Origin of the sequence: Rheinheimera tangshanensis, from assembly GCF_014645135.1 — a bacterium.
In the GTDB taxonomy this organism is placed as follows: domain Bacteria; phylum Pseudomonadota; class Gammaproteobacteria; order Enterobacterales; family Alteromonadaceae; genus Pararheinheimera; species Pararheinheimera tangshanensis.
The window spans coordinates 119,608-137,507 of sequence record NZ_BMLH01000002.1 but is presented as its reverse complement, the minus strand read 5'-3'; the positions used below and the strand labels follow the sequence as shown (position 1 = coordinate 137,507).

Here is a 17,900-nt window from a genome sequence, read left to right as displayed (position 1 = left end):
TGATTCTGTCTGTTGTGAACCCAACCGCACAGGGTTGAATAGGTTGGTGGTGGAATTGAGGGATAAAAGGTGGTTGGTGGGGACGAACGCTGTGGCTAAAAACTGGTTTGAAAAATTTGAGCAACACAAGGTGCTGTATAGCTATGTAGCCTTTGCTTTGTATTTGCTGATCAACAACAGCATTAATGCCAGCTCTGTCTGGATGGAGCACCAGAGGGATCCTCTTTCTACCCTGCAATGGTGGGAGCCTTTAGTCTGGGAATACAGCAGCGCCATCAGCACCTTGCTGCTAGCGCCTTTTTTAGTCTGGTTTTTTAATAAAATGCCACCCCGTTTTGAGGCGATACGCCTGCAATTAGCACTGCATCTGCTCGCCAGTTTCGTCTTTTGTATTGGTCATATCAGCCTGATGGTCGTCCTGCGCAAGCTAGTGTATGGGCTATTGGGTCAGGGTTATGATTTCGGCCCTTTAGCCCGTGAATTTTTCTATGAATACCGCAAAGATGTCTGGGGTTATCTGTTTTTATTTACGTTGTTTCAGCTAGGACTTTTTGTTTATCGCCGCTTAAAAGGTGATGCCATGCTGATTGGCTCGGACCATACCGAAGACAGCGCCTCAGCAAGCCAAAACAACACTGCTCCTGAACATTTTCTGGTACGTAAACTGGATAAAGAATTTTTGGTCAAAGTGGAGGATATCGATTGGCTGGAATCGTCCGGTAACTATGTCAACTTGCATAGCAAAGGCCGGATTTACCCGCTACGAGCCACGCTTGCCAGCACAGTGAATATACTGCAACACAAAGGCTTCAGCCGAATTCACCGCAGTCTGGCGGTGAATCATCATGCGATCCACAGCATCAGTTATGACCCCAGTGGTGATGGTGAAATTTTATTAAACAGCGGCGAGCGGCTGAATTTATCCAGACGCTATAAAGACGAATTCAGGTCTCGATGTCAGGCGGCGTCACTCAGGCAAAACTAAATTCCAGATTAATAATTACCCCTGCACCAGATTAAATAACGAAAAAATAGTGTCGGAGGTGGAAATAATGCCAATCTGCGCTTCGGAAAAATGGCCAGACGTGGCAGTAGGCCAAAGCTTTGGCAACGACAATCAGGATGGAATTATGAATTGTTGTATCTTTATGTTTTGCCTTTATGGACCCAACAGCAGATTTATTCCAACTGCCAATACAGCGGCGAGCCATAAACTTCAATAAAATAATCAATCAGCACACGCACATTCAGCGGCGGATGACGCACATGAGGGTAAATAGCAGCTATACACTGCGGTTCGGTTTTAATAGCGGCTTCATAGCCGGGCAACAACCGAACCAGTTTTTCTTGCTTCAGGCTGTCGCCAATCAGCCAGTCGGGAAACAGCACCAGGCCCATACCTGTCAGCGCTGCTGTATATAAGCTGTCCGCATTGTTGGAGGTTAAAATAGCCTTGACTGGCGCATGCACCCAATTGGTTTGTTTTTCACCCTGTTGTTTTTCCCGGAAGAGCCAGCGATTTGGTCCTGAAGATCCGCGATACACCAAAGCCTGATGCTGAAGAAGATCGGCTGGTGCTTTTGGTTCACCGTGTTTGTTTATATAGTCAGGAGAAGCCGCCAGATAATAAGTTTGCTGCCCGATAACCCGTGCATGAAAAGAAGAGTCAGCCAAAGCACCAATACGGAAAATTAGGTCGGCCGCTTCACGGTGAGGGTCAATAAAATCATCGGTTAAGCTGAGCTCTATCTGTAACCTGGGGTATCTGTTACTTAATGCCGCCAGCCAGGGCGCTATATGTTTTTGGCCAAAAAATACCGGCGCATTAACCCGAACCACACCGGCTGGCTGCAGTGTTTTGTCCTGTAACTCTTTTTGCGCTTCGCTCAACTGCTCAGCCATGGTTCGCGCATAGTCCGCAAAAATCCGCCCCGCTTCTGTTGGGATCACCGCCCTTGTATTGCGATAAAACAATTGTTGGCCCAGTGCATCTTCTAACTGCTGCACAGAACGCGACACCATAGAAGCTGACACCCCTTCTCTTCGCGCCACTATGGAAAAACTCTGTGCATCAAACACGCTGATAAAAAACAGCAAATTTCTGATGCTAATTGCATTTAAGTCATTCATTCGTGCAAATCCTGCAAAGGTAATTTCTGGATTATAGCGTTTTTCGCAACCAGGCACTGCTATATGCTGCGCCGCTTGAATCAGCAGCGGAGAAAGTTATGCAGATGTTGTTATTGCTACTGGTGGTAGCAGGTGGCATGGGATTGTCGGTGGAAGCGGGTTTACTAGGGCCATTGGGGCTTGAAGTGGGTAAGTTATGGGCCACTTTCAGTATTTTTGCTGTGGGTGCAGCTATCACTTTTCTGCTGATGCTGTTTTTTAGCCCACGTAACAGTCCGTCTTTTTTCAGTCAGCCGTCATGGCAACTGCTCGGTGGCGTATTAGGACCTGTTTATGTGGTGATTCTGACTCTGGCCACACCCATTATTGGCATAGCCATGACTATGGTCGGCATTTTGGCCGGTCAGGTGTTTAAAAGCTTAATCATTGATCACTATGGCTGGTTTGGGGTGCAACACCGCAGAATGGATACCAAACGTCTGATCGCATTATTTTTTATAGTGATTGCATTGATATTAATGGCCAACAGTTAAGGAAAACCTATGACGATTTTAATGATTATTCTGGCGGTGATGGCTGGTGCAGTTTTAAGTATTCAGGCTGCTATTAATGGCCGTTTGGGCGCTCAGGTGGGTGTGTTTCGCTGTGCTTTTTTAACTTTTGCGTTAGGTGCATTAATCACAGCTTTATTGATCTTTTTCTTCGAACCTAAATACAGTGTCACGCTGTTGGATGTACCTAAATGGCAATTACTCGGCGCACTCATGGGCGTGCCTTATATAGTGATTATGGTACTGGCAGTGCAACGTATAGGCACTGCTATAGCAACAGTCGCGGTAATTTTTGGTCAGTTGACTATGAGTATGTTGATCGATCATTTTGGCTGGCTGGGTAACAGCGCCATGCCACTTTCAGAGCAGCGGCTCGGCGCTATTTTATGTCTGGGTGTAGCACTGTATTTCATTTACAGCAGTGGCAAAAACACCGCGCCTAAGCCAAACAGTAACTTAGCTCAGGAATAAGTTCTCCGGCAGAACTCAGCTTGGCGTATTTACCGAGCTGAGGCCTTGGTTCATCGCTAAAGTAGCGACTAAAAACCGACCGAAAAGACACATCAGATCTGCACTTCTGTCTTTGCAACCACAATGACTCCTGCACTACCGCTCTTTATCCCTCTTGCGACAGATGATGATTTAGCTATCCCTCCACACTAGCCTACACTTTTAACCGCTAAAGTCTTTGTTTGGTTTTTCACCAACTAAAAATATAAAAAAAAGCAAAAGACTAACGCATTTTGGCAACGTTAAATTTTCTTCACTGTCACTACAATTCAGCTTGGGGAGTTGGCAATTCGGCGTGGAAGTGGAGGAAGCCGGTAAGTTCAGCACCTTAAAAAAACAAACAACATAACGGCATTCAGCGGATGCAGTGCGTCTCGCTGGTTAGTTGTTTGATCCAGGTGACTATTACAAATCAAGAGGGTATGGATAGAATGAAGAATAATAAGATATTTACCAGAACCGCAGTGGCAAGGGCTGTCACCCTGCTACTGAGTGGCACTGCAGTACTGCCACTTTATGCGCAGGAAACTCAGCAAGCACAGGAAACCAAAGCAGCAGAAACCGCACCAGTTGAAATTATTGCGGTTTACGGTGTTCGCTCCAGTTTGCAACAAGCTGCAGAAATTAAACGGAATTCGATGGGGGTGGTCGACGCCATCTCTGCTGAAGATATAGGTAAGTTCCCTGATACCAACCTGGCGGAATCTCTGCAACGTATCTCAGGCGTATCTATCAGCCGCACTAACGGTGAAGGTACAGAAGTCACAGTACGGGGTTTTGGTGGTGACAATAACATGGTCACACTGAACGGCCGTACCATGCCAGCCGCCAATACCTACGCGGCAGGTTCAGGTGCAGATGGTTCAAGCCGTGGCGGTAGTGCCCGCGCTTTTGACTTTTCTAATCTGGCGTCTGAAAGTATCAGTGGTGTTGAAGTCTACAAAACCAGCAAAGCCAACGTCGCAACTGGTGGTATAGGCGCGACTTTAAATATCAAAACCAACCGTCCACTAGAAAACTCTGAAGATATCGCCAGCATAGGTGTAAAAGCTGCACATGACACCACCAACAGAGCTGGTGATGATGTGACGCCTGAAATTTCAGGTATTTTCAGCCACGCTGATGACGATGGTAAATTTGGTGTCAGCGTATCTGCCAGCCATCAACGACGTGATTCTGGTTATACAGGCGCGACAGTCAACGATTGGCAGGTAGGGTATTGGGATGATTTGGCCGACGCCGACCGCTTATGGAACAATGCGGACACACTTGTCACCAATGGTCCGGAACAAGGCCAGCTCTACGCCCGCCCTAACGATATTCGTTACGCATTTTCCGATTCACAACGTGAACGTGATAATGCCCAACTGACGCTACAATTTAAACCAACAGAAAAATTTACAGCAACAGGGGATTACACCTATGCTGAAAATAATATTGTTGAGCACAGAGGTGAAATCACTAACTGGGTGCAAACCGGTAGTAACACCAAAGAAATTGAATTTGATAACAATATTGTCAAAACTCCAACTTATATCAAGGAAGAGTATGCAAGTGCCGTGGATGAAGGCTACGAGCAACAATGGCGTGAACAAACCAATACGCTGAAGTCTGTAGGCTTAAACTTAGAGTACGACTACAACGATGATCTGACGTTTGTTTTTGATGCTCACGATTCCAAGATGCACAGCCGTGGTACAGGCCCACGGAATTCAGGTGAATTAGCAGTAGGTTTAGGTGCTCCTATAGTCGAATCCCGTGAATGGTTCTGGGGCGCGGATTTACCCACTTACCTGAACGTCTATAACGACGCAGCGCCAGGCAAAGGTGCCAATGCCAACGGCATGGTCGATGCCGGCGACGTAGGTTCATCTATTGCACGTATCCGTAACGCTGCTCAGGAAAGCGATATTCAGCAGTTTAAACTGGATGCCATTTACATGGTGGACAACGGCCGGTTCGACTTTGGTATCGAAATGCGCAATATGGAATCCCGTACCATTCAAACCGCAGGTAATAACATTGCTTTGGGTAACTGGAACGTAGGTAATCCTGGCGAGTTTGGCGATCTGATCCAACCATTTGATTTACCGGGAGAGTTCGACGATTTCACCGCTTTACCTGGTGGTTATGGTTTTATTGCTGACCCACGCGCTTTATACACCGCAGCTTTAGATCTGTATCCAGGCATTCCAACAGCTTCTGAAGCGTCTTTGTCTACTGACAATATAGTCAAAGAAGATACGATGGCTGCTTACTTCCAGATATCTTTGGGTGGTGAAATCGGCAAAATGCCATTTGATGTGCTCACTGGCTTACGTTACGAAGAGACTGAATCTGAATCCAGCTCACTGGTCAGCAGAAACTATTTCCGCTGGGAAGACAATAACGACATCGTCTCTTATGTGGATAGTACTGTACCGGCACAACCTTTTACTGCAGAAAACAAGTACGACTACTTGTTACCAAGCTTAGATTTTACCTTGCATCTGAGTGACGACTTGATCAGCCGTTTCTCCTTTAGCAAAACTATTGCCCGTGCAGGTTTAGGTAGCTTAGGTGTATCTGCGTCTAACTTTGGTGGCGGTGGCGGCTCAACACTGTTAGGCGCTCAACCAACAGCCAACGCATCAAACCCTGCTCTGTTGCCACTGGAATCATCCAACTACGATTTATCGTTAGAATGGTACTACGACAATGGCAGCTATATGTCAGCTGGTTTATTCCAGAAAGACGTAGTGAACTTTATCGGTAGTCGTCAGGTAGACCAGCCCTTGTTAGGTATTCTTGACGTCACAGGTGGTCCTCGTGCTATTGCTGCGGCACAAGCTGTACAAGATGCAGGTTTCCCGCTGGATGATACTTATCTGTATGCGATGATGGTCTTTACTGAGTACCGCAACCATCCGGATATGATTGCCAAGTATGGTGCTAATCCACAGTTTACTGGTACTTCAGATCAAATTGACTTCCTGGCGAGCAATCCAGGTTTTGACTTAGTTGCAAATCCTGACGATCCGGAAATGGTATTCCGTACCAGCACACCGGATAACAACAGAGCCGCTAAAATCCACGGTGCCGAATTTGCAATTCAGCATTTCTTTGGTGAGACAGGTTTTGGTCTGCAGGCGAACTACACCATAGTCAGGGGCGACATTGGCTTTGATGTAAATGCCAACCCGGCTGAGTCTCAGTTTGCATTATTAGGCCTGAGCGACACCGCCAACTTGATCGGTATTTACGAAAAAGATGGCTGGACAGCGCGGGTGGCCTGGAACTGGCGTGATGAGTATCTGGCAGAGGTCAACAAAGGCGGCTCGAACAACCCACGCTTTGAGGAAGCCTACTGGCAACTGGATACCAACCTCAGCTACGATGTAAACGATCAACTGACGGTGTTTATTGAAGCGCTGAACCTGACAGGTGAAGACAGTCGTTCTCATGCCCGCAACGAATCCATGTTGTGGTATCTGACAGACCTGGATGCACGTTATCAGGTAGGTATGCGTTACCAGTTCTAAATCTGGATGTTGTGATCTATAGACTATTGGGAGAAGTTGCTTTTGCAGCTTCTCCCTGCTCTGATTTGTGTGAAGAGTCACAGGAAGTACAGCACTATGACCAAGCATGTGTTACTCAATAATATCGACCATCAAGATACCCGCGTTATCCACTACTTTGGACCGGAGTTTGGCGACAATCTGCACAGTGCTCTGGTGTTTCCCACTGAATTTACTGAACTGCAAAAAGAATATCCGATCCTGCTGCGTAAAGATGATCCACAAGGCGCTTATCAGGCCATCGCTTTGTTAGGTTTTGCCGCAGCTGAAAATTTGTATCTGAACAACCAACATGCCACAGGTTGGGATGCCCTTTATATTCCGGCCAGTATTGAAAAGGGTCCTTTTTTAATTGGTTTTCAGCGCTCTGGCGCTCTGCAGGATGAAAAGCCGGACGCCGTTGTCCATATTGACATGGCCCATCCCAAAGTCAGCTCAGCACAAGGCCAGCAATTATTTTTAGCTCAGGGCGGCAACAGTCCTTATCTGGAGCATATCTCAGCGCGACTGGATACTATCCATCAAGGCTCGGTGTTAGCACCTGTGTTTTATAAAGCGCTGGAACAACTGGAGCTGGTTGAAGCCGTCACTATCGAATTTACCCTCTGCACCAGTGAAAAGGTGCGCTTAACAGGCAACTATTGTATCAACGAGCAACGACTGGCCACTTTGCCTGCCGAGGCGTTAGTACAGCTACAGCAGTCCGGCTTTTTGCCGCTGGTTTATGCCATGGTATTTTCGATGAGCAATATCCGTCATTTAATTGATCGCAAAAACAACAGCTTGCGCCAATAGAGCCCGGAGTAACATCAAAGGCTATGTTAAAAGTCAGTCGTACCACCACAGCAATTCAATGCCCAGGCGGCGAGATCCCAGCTGAAGTGCTGTCAGCCGCAGAGCCTGTGATCCTCAAAGGGCTGGTGAGTCATTGGCCTTTAGTGCAACTGGGTCAGCAAAGTTCTGCTGCTGTAGCAGATTATCTTTGCAGTCATTACAACGGTAAAACCACACAGGTTTTTTATGGCGCTCCGACGCTGAATGGCCGCTATTTTTACGATGAAAGCTGCCGCGCTTTCAATTATGAAACCCGATTGGGGCAGGTCGATCAGGTACTGCAGCAAATCCTGCAGTGGCAGGAGCTGGAACAGCCCCCTTCTGTCTACATCGCCTCTAATTTGCTCAGTAGCCATTTTCCATCGTTGCGGCAACACAATGATATTCAGTTGCCCAAACCGGCAGTGAATTACGAGACTGAGCCGGATAGAGTCAGTATCTGGCTGGGCAACAAGTCGCTGTCCGCTTGCCATTACGACTCCTCAGAAAATCTGGCCTGTTGTGTACTCGGCAAAAGGCGCTTTACTTTGTTTCCACCGGAGCACATCAGTCATTTATATCCGGGCCCATTAGAACCAACACCTGGTGGTCAGGTCATTAGTATGGTGGATTTTGATAAGCCGGATTTAGAGCGTTTTCCCGACTTCCCCAAAGCAATAGCGGCAGGCCAAATTGCTGAGCTGGAACCAGGCGATGCGCTGTATTTACCCAGTATGTGGTGGCATCAGGTGGAAGGCTTAAGCTGCTTTAATATTCTGATCAATTACTGGTGGAGCACTGCACCCCGCTATACAGGTTCAGGTATGAATTTGTTGTATCACGCCCTGTTATGCCTGCGCGATAAACCTGAACACGAACGCAAAGCCTGGCAAGCTGTACTGAATCATTACATTTTTGACGATCCAAAAAAGGCTGGACAACACCTGCCAGAACAAGCCCGTGGTGTGCTGGGTGAGCTGGACGAGATGCAGGCCAGACAGCTGCGCGCCATGCTGCTCAACAGATTAAACCGCTGATCGATATAAACTTATTATAAAAATCACAGGGGATAGACAATGCAACAGGTTAAAAAAGTAGTGGTCGCAGGTGGTGGTACAGCAGGTTGGGTAGCAGCTGCGGCTTTATCCAAACGCCTGCAAGGCCTGATTGAAGTGGTGCTGATAGAATCTGAAGAAATTGGCACTGTAGGTGTTGGTGAATCAACAATCCCCCCTGTACAGCTGTTTCATAATCTGCTTGGCATAGACGAACAGGAGTTTATGAAAGCCACGGATGCGACCTTTAAACTGGCCATTTCCTTTGAAAACTGGGGGCAGACTGGCGATCAGTATTTCCACCCTTTTGGTGTCACAGGCAAAGGTAGTTTTTTAACCGACTTCCAGCATTATTATCTGCATGGTTTAACTTTGGGCGTGGACGCGCCCTTTGGCGATTATTGCTACGAATTGCAGGCCGCTAAACAACACAAATTTGGCAAAACCGACAAATCCAACATTAACTATGCGTATCATCTGGATGCCGGCCGTTACGCCCGCTTCTTACGCAAGTTCAGTGAAGATTTAGGGGCCGTGCGTATTGAAGGTAAAATTGCTCAGGTGCAGCAGCATGTTAATGGCGACATCCGCTCTTTAGTGCTGGAGTCAGGCCAGGAAATAACAGGGGATTTGTTTATCGATTGCACCGGTTTTAGAGCCTTGCTGATAGAGCAAACCTTAAAGACTGGTTACGATCACTGGGATCACTGGTTACCCTGCAATAAAGCTGTGGTTGTGCAAACAGAACCTGGCCCAAACATACATCCGTACACCAGAGCTATAGCCCATGACAGTGGCTGGCAGTGGAAAATCCCACTGCAACACAGAGGAGGCAATGGTCTGGTCTATGCCAGCGACTATTTATCGGACGAAAAGGCGAAGCAACGTCTGCTGGATGGACTGGAAGCTCCAGCCTTGTTTGAACCCCGGGTCTTGAGTTACCAGACAGGGCGGCGGAAAAAATTCTGGAATAAAAACTGTGTGGCTATTGGTTTATCCAGCGGTTTTATCGAACCGCTGGAATCAACCAGTATTTTCCTCTTTATGAGTGGCATTATCCGTTTATTACGACTATTCCCCTTTAATGGCGTCACCCCTGCTTTGATGGATGAGTACAATCAGCAGTCTATTACCGAAGTGGAAAAAATCCGCGACTTTATTATTTTGCATTACCACCAGACAGAACGCAGCGACAGCCCGTTTTGGGATTATTGCCGCACCATGTCTATCCCAGACACACTGGCGCACCGGATTGAATTATTTAAAGAGAGCGCTCATGCCTTTCAGACCGGTGACGAAATGTTCCGGCTGGAATCCTGGAGCCATGTCATGCTGGGGCAACGGCTGAGGCCGAACAGTTACCATCAGTTGGTAGCGGCTTTAAATCAGGGCGAATTAAGCCGTCATCTGCACAGTATCAGAGAAACTATTAACGCAGCAGTAGACAGATTGCCGTCACACCGCGACTTCCTGCGACAGTATTGTCCATCAACTATCAGCTGATCACAGTCATGCAGATCAGCCGGTTAAAAATTGGGCACGAACAATCGCCACTGTTGGTGGTGGATAACTTTGTGCCTGCACCGCAAAGCCTGATCGACTATGCAGCCAGCCAGACATTTTTGGCCAATTCACCTTATTACCCCGGCATAAGAGCCGCAGCTCCTGCGGCCTATCGGCAATTTATGCTGCATAGCCTGCAAGACACTTTAATAGAGTTTTTTCAGCTGCCAGCAACAACACTTGGATTTTCAGTCTGTCATTTGTCTCTGGTGACCACGCCACCAGAGCAATTAAAACTACTGCAACGTATTCCACATTTTGATACCACAGAACAACATGCGCTGGCCGCTGTACATTATTTATTTCAGGGTGATCAGGGCGGCACAGCCTTCTACCGGCATCGCAAAACTGGATTTGAATGCATAGATGCAAACCGCACGCTGGACTATTACCGTGCTCTGGAAGCTGAAAATAACGGCCCCCATTTGCCAAAAGTCAGCGATGGTTATATTCAGGGCGATACGCCGCTGTTCGAACAAATTGCAGTGCAGCCCGGAGTCTTTAACCGCTTGATTGTGTATCGCCGCCATGCCTTACACAGCGGCGTCATTACCCAAGACACTAACTTGTCAGCTGACCCGAGGTTAGGCCGGTTAACCATCAGCAGTTTTATTGACCTGTCGTAACTTGTAGGGGCCGTGGCTTGTCCCGGCTCTGTCCATCTGTACGCGGTATCAGTAGACGGGCGGATACAAGACCCGCCCCTACCGATTCATTTCGTTATTTTTGCTTCAAAAGGCCCGGCAGGTAAGCCTTCGCTGTTGAAAAGCACAGCCTCCGGATTATCGGCCCAGCCATAACGCACTTTGACTGGTGTTTTGATCTCAGGGTGCGACAACACTAAGTGTTCACCTTTTAGCTGAACCTGTGCCCAGCGATACAGACCATCAGCACCTGCTATAGCGAAGCTGTTGCCAGTGCCTTTTAGCACTAATCCCTTGCCGCTGTGACTGAATTTGAGTTTCAGCTTTGCACCTTCTGCACGAACAGAAGTCAGTTCAGGCCCCTGATAATCAACCTTTTCGCCCAAAGCCACGGCACGGGCTGCTAAGGCCAGCCGCTGGCCTAAAGTTTTTTTATCGACCGGATGAATATCGTTCCATTCGCCTGTGTCGATAGCTACCACCATAGCAGTGTTAGCTTCAGCCAGGCTTTGCCGCTGAGCTTCACGTAAACCAGCCCAGGCGCTGTCGACAGGTTCTGCTGTTTTTTCCAGGTAATTGGCCAGTTGCACAAATAAAAACGGGAATGGGTTGTACTGGCCTGTGCCTTGGGCCCACTTGGCGCGCCAATCGCGGATCATGCTGGTGAATCGTGGCTGATAGTCTTTATAAGCACCGACATTAGATTCCCCCTGATACCAAATCACCCCTTTGATCGGTAAAGCAGTTAAAGGCGCCAATAAACCATTGTATAAACCCAGAGGTTTCCAGCGGATAAAGGTATCACCTGGTAAATTGTTTGCCGTCGCTGCGGTTTGCATTTTCCATTCACCAGTCAAAGGTAATGGATTGGCGTCAGTGCCCAACCAATAGGGCTTGTCTGGCAGAAAACCTGTTTTGCCATTGGTCGCTGTTACCCGCACTGCAATCAGGTTAGTCCCGGCTTTTAACACTCCGGCAGGTAATTCATAACGACGTGGCGGGTACATATACGTGGTATGACCCACTTGCTTGCCATTGATATAGACCTCGTCGGCATCCACTATTGAGCCCAGGCGTAAAATACTGGCTTCCTCTGCTTGTGCCGCTGTCAGCTCTATGGTTTTACGCAGCCACCAGACACCGGTAAAAGGCTCTGCTCTGAAGCCCGGCACTGTGAAACTTTGCCAATTACTGTCATCCAGAGTTTCACTGAACCAGGGTGTTTTGCTGGTTAAACCCGGATCACGGCGCTGCAAATCACCATACCAGCTGTCATTTTTGTTTTTGTCAGCCGCGGTAATGGACTGAATTAATTTGTCATCACGAAACCGGATCCCTTCAGCCAAAGCGTCAGGAAAAGGCCGCAATGCTTCCTCGCTCATCCAGGCTTCGACAGGCGAGCCGCCCAGGGCATTATTTAAAATACCGATCGGCACGCTGTTATGACGGAATAAGTCGCGGCCAAAATAAAAAGCCAAAGCCGAGAAGTTCGCTATGGTTTGTGGACTGGCGGACACCCACTCACCGCCACTGAAATCCTGTTGTGGCGCTTTAAAGTTGTACTCTTGTGGCACCTTAAACTGACGGACCAAAGGATAGTTGGCGCTGGTTAAGTCCTCTGGATAAGCCTCAGCCACCCGCGCCATTTCCATTTCCATATTGGACTGACCGGACGCCACCCAGACATCACCAAAATAAATATCCCTGAGCTCAATCTGGTTACGGCCTTTAAAACTTAACTGGTGTGGCCCACCCGCCTGCTGAGCTGGTAATTGCAGTAGCCAGCGACCCTGTTTGGTTTTGACCTGGCCCACTAACTGGCCATTAAAGCGAACTTCAATGGCTTCATCGGCAGCAGCCCAACCCCAGAGCGGAATAACAGTGTCACGCTGTAACACCATGCCATCACTAATCAACTTAGGCAGACGAATATCAGCTTGAGCTAAAGGGCTCAGCAGTAAAGCGGCAGTGAGTAAAATTCTGAACATAAAAACATCCTTGTTAGTTACCACATTGGCCCTGGCCTTCATTTTCGGCCAAACGCACTTTAGCCAATTGCAGCTGGAAGCCTGCTGTAGCTGTCAGCACTAAAGGCTGACTGATTTTGCTCAAATCAAAAGCGCTATTGGCTGCAGTGAAGCAGCGTAATGGGATCTTCAGGCTCTGCCAGCCTTTACCATTCATGCGACTGAAATAGCTGCTGAAATCCAGAGCAGATATACAGTTCTCGCCACACTGCATCGCCACACTAACTTTACCAGGAGTCGCAGCCACAACCTGATATTCCAGTTCCAGCGTCATATCGCCATTGGCCTGACGGCTTAGATCCAAAGCCACACCCTGCGCATGATTTAAAGCTACAGCTGCGTCCTGATGGAAAGTCAGCAACACTGAATCCTCCTGTTGCAATCTGTCTGTGGCCACAGCTTCCAAAGCGTCGCCAGCAGATTTTTGCAGCGGTTCAGTCACTACTGTCAGCTGTCCCTTGTCCAGTAATTGCAGCTGCCATGGATTCACCGCTTTACCGGCATGCAGATAACGGCTGAAGTTCAGCACCTGATCGGCACTGATACCCGACTCTTCGCTGAGCTTCGCCAGTTCAGTTTTGTCGCTGTAAGTCAGGCCATAGCCATAAGCAAACTGCGGTTGATAATTTGTGTCACCCAGATTCAGCAACTCACCCGTCGCTTTGGCAGGCCAGGAGAAGGATAATTTGCCCTGAAAATCATGGCGGATTTCACCTTCAGCCGAACGGATCAGCAGATCCGCCACAGCGCCCCCTTCGCTGCCTGGTAAAAAAGCGGCGACAAAAGCATCGGACTGATTTAATTCAGGATTAACCCACAAAGGCCGGCCCGATAAAAACACCGACACTGTTGGAATACCCTTAGCTTTTAATTCAGTCAGAATTTGTAAAGCCCGGCTATCATCAAAAGCCAAATGGCTGCGATCACCAACAAATTCGGCATAAGGTTCTTCACCAAAGACCACAACGGCCACATCAGGTTTGTCAGTAAAACGACCATTTTCGCTCAGCTCTGTGCTGCCGCCCCCAGCTTCTACCGCTTTTTTAATACCGGCATAAATAGATTCACCGTTCGGGAAGTCAGAGTTTTTATTACCTGAACCCTGCCAGCTTAAAGTCCAGCCACCACTTTGTTTGCCGATATGATCTGCACCATCCCCTGCCACTAATACCTTGCTGCTGGCTTTAAGTGGCAGAAGCTGCTGGTTATTTTTCAATAACACCAAAGACTTACGCGCAGCCTGACGAGCAACAGCTCTGTGCTCCGGACTGCCAAGTAATTCATAACGCCCCGCCAAAGGCCGCTCTGAAGGCTTTACCTGCTCAAACAAGCCCATTTCGGCTTTAATTCGCAATACCCGGGCTACGGCTTCATCCAGCCGCTGCATTGGAATTCGGCCATCTTTGGCCTGGGCTAAAGTGTTCTGATACAACTTTTCCCAGCTGTCCGGCGCCATAAACATATCCAGTCCACCCAACAGTGAATTGGCGCAATCTGTGGGGGTACAGCCCTTGACCTGACCATGACCATTCCAGTCACCTACCACAAAACCGTCAAAGCCCATACGCTCCACCAGCACATCATTCAACATAGGCCGGTACCCATGCATTTTTTCGCCAAACCAGCTGTTGTACGATGCCATCACCACACGAGCTCCCGCTGCTATAGCGCTGTAATAAGGCGTACCATGGATATCGCGCAACTGGGCTTCGGTATGTTGGTTATCTCCCTGATCTTTGCCATCTACAGTGCCGCCATCCCCGAGAAAATGTTTCACCGTCGCCAGCATATGTTGGCCTTTTAAAAAGTCAGCACTGCCCGGTACACCCTGAATGCCCTGCAGAATATGAGGCGCATAAGAGGCCACCAGTTGTGGGTCTTCACCATAAGACTCATAAGTGCGGCCCCAGCGGTCATCTCGTACTACCGCAATAGTGGGCGCAAAAGTCCAGTCCAGGCCTGTGACCTGCATTTCAGCTGCAGTCACCCGGCCTATCTCGCGCATCAACTCTGGTTCACGCATAGCGCCCAACCCTATATTGTGCGGGAAAATAGTGGCGCCTTTCACATTGCTATGGCCATGCACAGCGTCTGTGCCCCACATTACAGGGATATAAGGCCGGCCATCGCTGGTGTCTGTGCTGGCCAGCCAAAAGGCATCGGCCAGTTGTAGCCAGGCGGCAGCACCAGCTCTGTTGTCCCGTCCTGGTGCTGAGTTACCGCCATTGAGCACAGATCCCAGATAATAATCCCGCACTTGTTGTGGTGTGACAGAGGCTATATCGGCCTGAATAATCTGCCCCACCTTTTGTTCCAGACTCATCTGGGCCAACAAAGTTTTGATTTTGTTTTCTATCGCCTCAGTGCGGGCTATAGGCTGCGGCTGCAAAGGCCAGTTGGCAGGAACAATCACAGGTTTTTCAGCTGAGCTTTGACTGGCGGCCTGCTCAGGCACAGCTTCGGCTGTCTGCACCGCAGGTTGACCACAGCCCGTTAACGCCAAACCACCAGCCAGCATCAGCAAACCAGTGCTGAGTTCTTTCCGCTTCTTTACCTTCGCCATCGCCTTTGCTCCCGCCTGCCTGTTAATAAATACGTGCCTGACTTAAATACGCTTTGTTGGCACTGACCTCTGTGATTTTACCTGTGATCTGAAAGCTGCTGTTTAACCGGATATCTGCCGAAGAGCTGCCAATCATCAGTTTGATTTCACCGGGCTCGACGACCCAGTTCATTTGTTGATCAAAAAACGCCAGCAGGTTCACCGGCAGTTTAAATTCAACATTCTTCTGCTCGCCTGCTTTGAGTGGCACTCGTAAAAAGCCTTTTAACTGTTTTACCGGACGGGTCACACTGGCCGCAGGATCCTGAATATACAGCTGCACCACTTCGGTCGCATCAAACTGACCGCCGTTACGCAGGGTCATGCTGACTGTCACTTCGCCATTGGCTGTGGCTTTGCTGTCATCAATCTTTAAAGCGCTGTAATCAAAGCGGCTGTAACTCAAACCATGGCCAAAAGGATAAAGTGGGCTGATGTCATCAAACAGATAACCTCGTTTGGCAGAAATTTTATGGTTGTAATAACTTGGAATATGACCGGCGCTACGCGGGAAAGTCAGAGGTAATTTGCCGGAAGGACTGACATCGCCAAACAATACATTCGCAAGTGCACTGCCGGTTTCCTGTCCCAGATACCAGGCTTCGATAATAGCCGGCATAGACAAGGCCAGCGCACCCAAAGCCAAAGGACGACCATTGGTTAATACCAGCACCAGCGGTTTACCCGTCGCCAGAATAGCTTTGGCTAACTCGACTTGATTGCCGACTAAATCTAAACTGCTGCGATCGCCCAAATGGCTGTCGGCCCAGGCTTCACGCGATAAACCTTCGTTTTCACCCAATACCAGCACCACAGCATCAGAGTTTTTCGCCAAAGCCACAGCTTGTTGCAATAAACCTTTGCGATCCTGTTCACTGGCCAAACGAATATCGTCGTAGTTCCAGCGCTGCATCGAATAAGTACCGGCTGCTTTGCTGCGCTCTGCTATATCGCTGGTGACAAAAGCCGCTTGTTTAGCCGGAGTTTTGGTTAAATACTGAATCAGCTTAGTGCCCGGAGCAAATTCGACTTTGGCTTTGCCTTTAAGCTTCTGCCGCAAGCCATCAACAATACTAACGGTCTGGCGCGGAATACTGCTGTAGCCGCCTAATAACACTTCATCCGCATGAGGGCCAATCACTGCCAGCTGTTTGATTTTGTCGGCTTTTAGCGGCAAAGTACCGTCATTTTTCAGCAGTACCATAGACTTTTCAGCCACCTGACGGATAAAAGTCCGGTCTGAGGCTGCGCCCACTAAGGCATCCGCTTTACTGGCATCAACATAAGGCTGTTCAAACAAACCTAATCTGAACTTCAGCGCCAAAACCCGACTGACAGCTTTGTCTATTGCCGCTTCATCCAGTTGCCCCGATTTCACTAAAGCCGTTAAATGCGGGAAGGTTTTTGGATCCGGAGTTTCCATGTCCACGCCAGCTAATAAAGCAGCTTTGGCAGCAGCAGCCTCGCTGTCGTACAAACCATGCCGGCTACTCAATTCTTCAATGGCAAAATAGTCACTGACAATCACACCGCCAAAGCCCCATTGCTGGCGCACTACATCTTCCAGCAAAGGCTTATTGACATGAGAAGGTATACCGTCAATTTCGTTGTAGGACGCCATAATACTACCGGCATGGGCCAGCTTGACCGCTGCTTCAAAAGGCGGCAAAAACACTTCATGCAGTTCACGTTCACCAATAAAAGCCGGTGCTATATTAACGCCGGCCACTGGCTGACCATGACCTGTCAGATGTTTTAAAGTTGCCACCACTTTATCTGCAGCAAAAGGACCATGTTTACCGGTTTTGCCCTGAAAACCTTCCACTGCAGCCACGCCCATAGCCGACATCAGATACGGATCTTCCCCCATGGTTTCTTCAATCCGGCCCCAGCGTGGGTCTCGGGCTATGTCTAACACCGGAGTTAAAGCCCAGTGCGAGCCAGTCGCACGCATTTCGCGGGCAGTCAGCGCATACAAGTCATGCATATCCTGCGGTGACCAACTACTGGCCAAAGCTATGGCCTGTGGAAAACTGCTGGCATCAAAAGCGGCATACCCATGCAAGGCTTCTTCATGCATCAGAGCCGGAATACCCAGTCTGGTATGTTCCTTTAACCAGCGCTGCAAGGCATTGTTAAATTCTGCGGTTTGCTCTGGGGTTTTAAACTCGCTGGGACGGCCTATATGGCCAATACCCAGAGGTATTAATTCTTTGGCTTTTTCCGGCAGAAACTGCAGATTTTTATCTTCCAAAGTGCGGCGTTGTTGCCAGACGGTTTGCAGCTGAGCCACTTTTTCTTCCAGCGTCATGCGGGACAACAAATCCTCTACCCGCTGTTCTGTGGCTAAACTGGCGTTTTGATAGGGATGCTCTGCCGAAGCCGCAAAAGCGACGCCTAAACCCAGCACCGCAGAGAGAAGTTGTTTACCCACTCGAACCTCCT

Annotated in this window: 12 protein-coding genes; 8 read left to right on the top strand and 4 right to left on the bottom strand. The window is 48.7% G+C overall.

Features of this window, described 5'->3' with window-relative positions:
- The first annotated feature begins 91 nt into the window (after window positions 1–91).
- Entirely contained in the window at window positions 92–985 is an 894-nt protein-coding gene (locus tag IEW88_RS05160) for a LytR/AlgR family response regulator transcription factor (RefSeq protein ID WP_229670315.1), read from the top strand.
- A gap of 194 nt (window positions 986–1,179) precedes the next feature.
- On the opposite strand, the gene IEW88_RS05155 is transcribed toward IEW88_RS05160, so the two are convergent.
- Window positions 1,180–2,130 carry a LysR family transcriptional regulator gene (locus tag IEW88_RS05155; protein ID WP_147903328.1) on the bottom strand — a complete coding sequence of 317 codons (951 nt, stop codon included), beginning with the start codon at window positions 2,128–2,130 and terminating at the stop codon, window positions 1,180–1,182.
- 98 nt (window positions 2,131–2,228) lie between these two features.
- On the opposite strand from IEW88_RS05155, the gene IEW88_RS05150 reads away from it, so the two are divergent.
- The 7 genes from IEW88_RS05150 (at window position 2,229) to IEW88_RS05120 (ending at window position 10,808) form a co-directional block, all read left to right on the top strand.
- Window positions 2,229–2,663 carry a DMT family transporter gene (locus tag IEW88_RS05150; RefSeq protein ID WP_147903327.1) on the top strand — a complete coding sequence of 145 codons (435 nt, stop codon included), beginning with the start codon at window positions 2,229–2,231 and terminating at the stop codon, window positions 2,661–2,663.
- Between the two features lie 9 nt (window positions 2,664–2,672).
- Window positions 2,673–3,152: a DMT family transporter gene (locus IEW88_RS05145; protein WP_147903326.1), complete on the top strand. Its 480-nt coding sequence runs from the start codon at window positions 2,673–2,675 to the stop codon at window positions 3,150–3,152.
- A gap of 470 nt (window positions 3,153–3,622) precedes the next feature.
- Window positions 3,623–6,712 carry a TonB-dependent receptor gene (locus tag IEW88_RS05140; protein ID WP_147903325.1) on the top strand — a complete coding sequence of 1,030 codons (3,090 nt, stop codon included), beginning with the start codon at window positions 3,623–3,625 and terminating at the stop codon, window positions 6,710–6,712.
- Window positions 6,713–6,808: 96 nt separating this feature from the next.
- The gene (locus IEW88_RS05135; protein WP_147903324.1) at window positions 6,809–7,546 is read left to right on the top strand and encodes a SapC family protein; all 738 of its coding nucleotides are present in this window, start codon (window positions 6,809–6,811) and stop codon (window positions 7,544–7,546) included.
- Window positions 7,547–7,569: 23 nt separating this feature from the next.
- Complete coding sequence (locus IEW88_RS05130; protein WP_147903323.1) at window positions 7,570–8,601, top strand: cupin-like domain-containing protein; 1,032 nt, start codon at window positions 7,570–7,572, stop codon at window positions 8,599–8,601.
- Between the two features lie 39 nt (window positions 8,602–8,640).
- A complete protein-coding gene (locus IEW88_RS05125; RefSeq protein WP_147903322.1) occupies window positions 8,641–10,122 on the top strand; it encodes a tryptophan halogenase family protein in 1,482 nt (493 codons plus the stop codon).
- Window positions 10,101–10,808 (top strand): DUF6445 family protein, encoded by a 708-nt coding sequence (locus IEW88_RS05120; protein WP_221411367.1) that lies wholly within the window; start codon window positions 10,101–10,103, stop codon window positions 10,806–10,808. Before IEW88_RS05125 ends, IEW88_RS05120 begins: the two co-directional genes overlap by 22 nt.
- Before the next feature lie 86 nt (window positions 10,809–10,894).
- Here IEW88_RS05120 and IEW88_RS05115 read toward each other — a convergent pair whose 3' ends face one another.
- The 3 genes from IEW88_RS05115 to IEW88_RS05105 are packed head-to-tail and all read right to left on the bottom strand — an operon-like array spanning window position 10,895 to window position 17,889.
- Window positions 10,895–12,814 (bottom strand): sialate O-acetylesterase, encoded by a 1,920-nt coding sequence (locus tag IEW88_RS05115; RefSeq protein ID WP_185148545.1) that lies wholly within the window; start codon window positions 12,812–12,814, stop codon window positions 10,895–10,897.
- Window positions 12,815–12,827: 13 nt separating this feature from the next.
- Entirely contained in the window at window positions 12,828–15,416 is a 2,589-nt protein-coding gene (locus IEW88_RS05110; protein WP_147903320.1) for a glycoside hydrolase family 3 protein, read from the bottom strand.
- Window positions 15,417–15,438: 22 nt separating this feature from the next.
- Entirely contained in the window at window positions 15,439–17,889 is a 2,451-nt protein-coding gene (locus IEW88_RS05105) for a glycoside hydrolase family 3 N-terminal domain-containing protein (protein ID WP_221411366.1), read from the bottom strand.
- Window positions 17,890–17,900 lie beyond the last annotated feature (11 nt).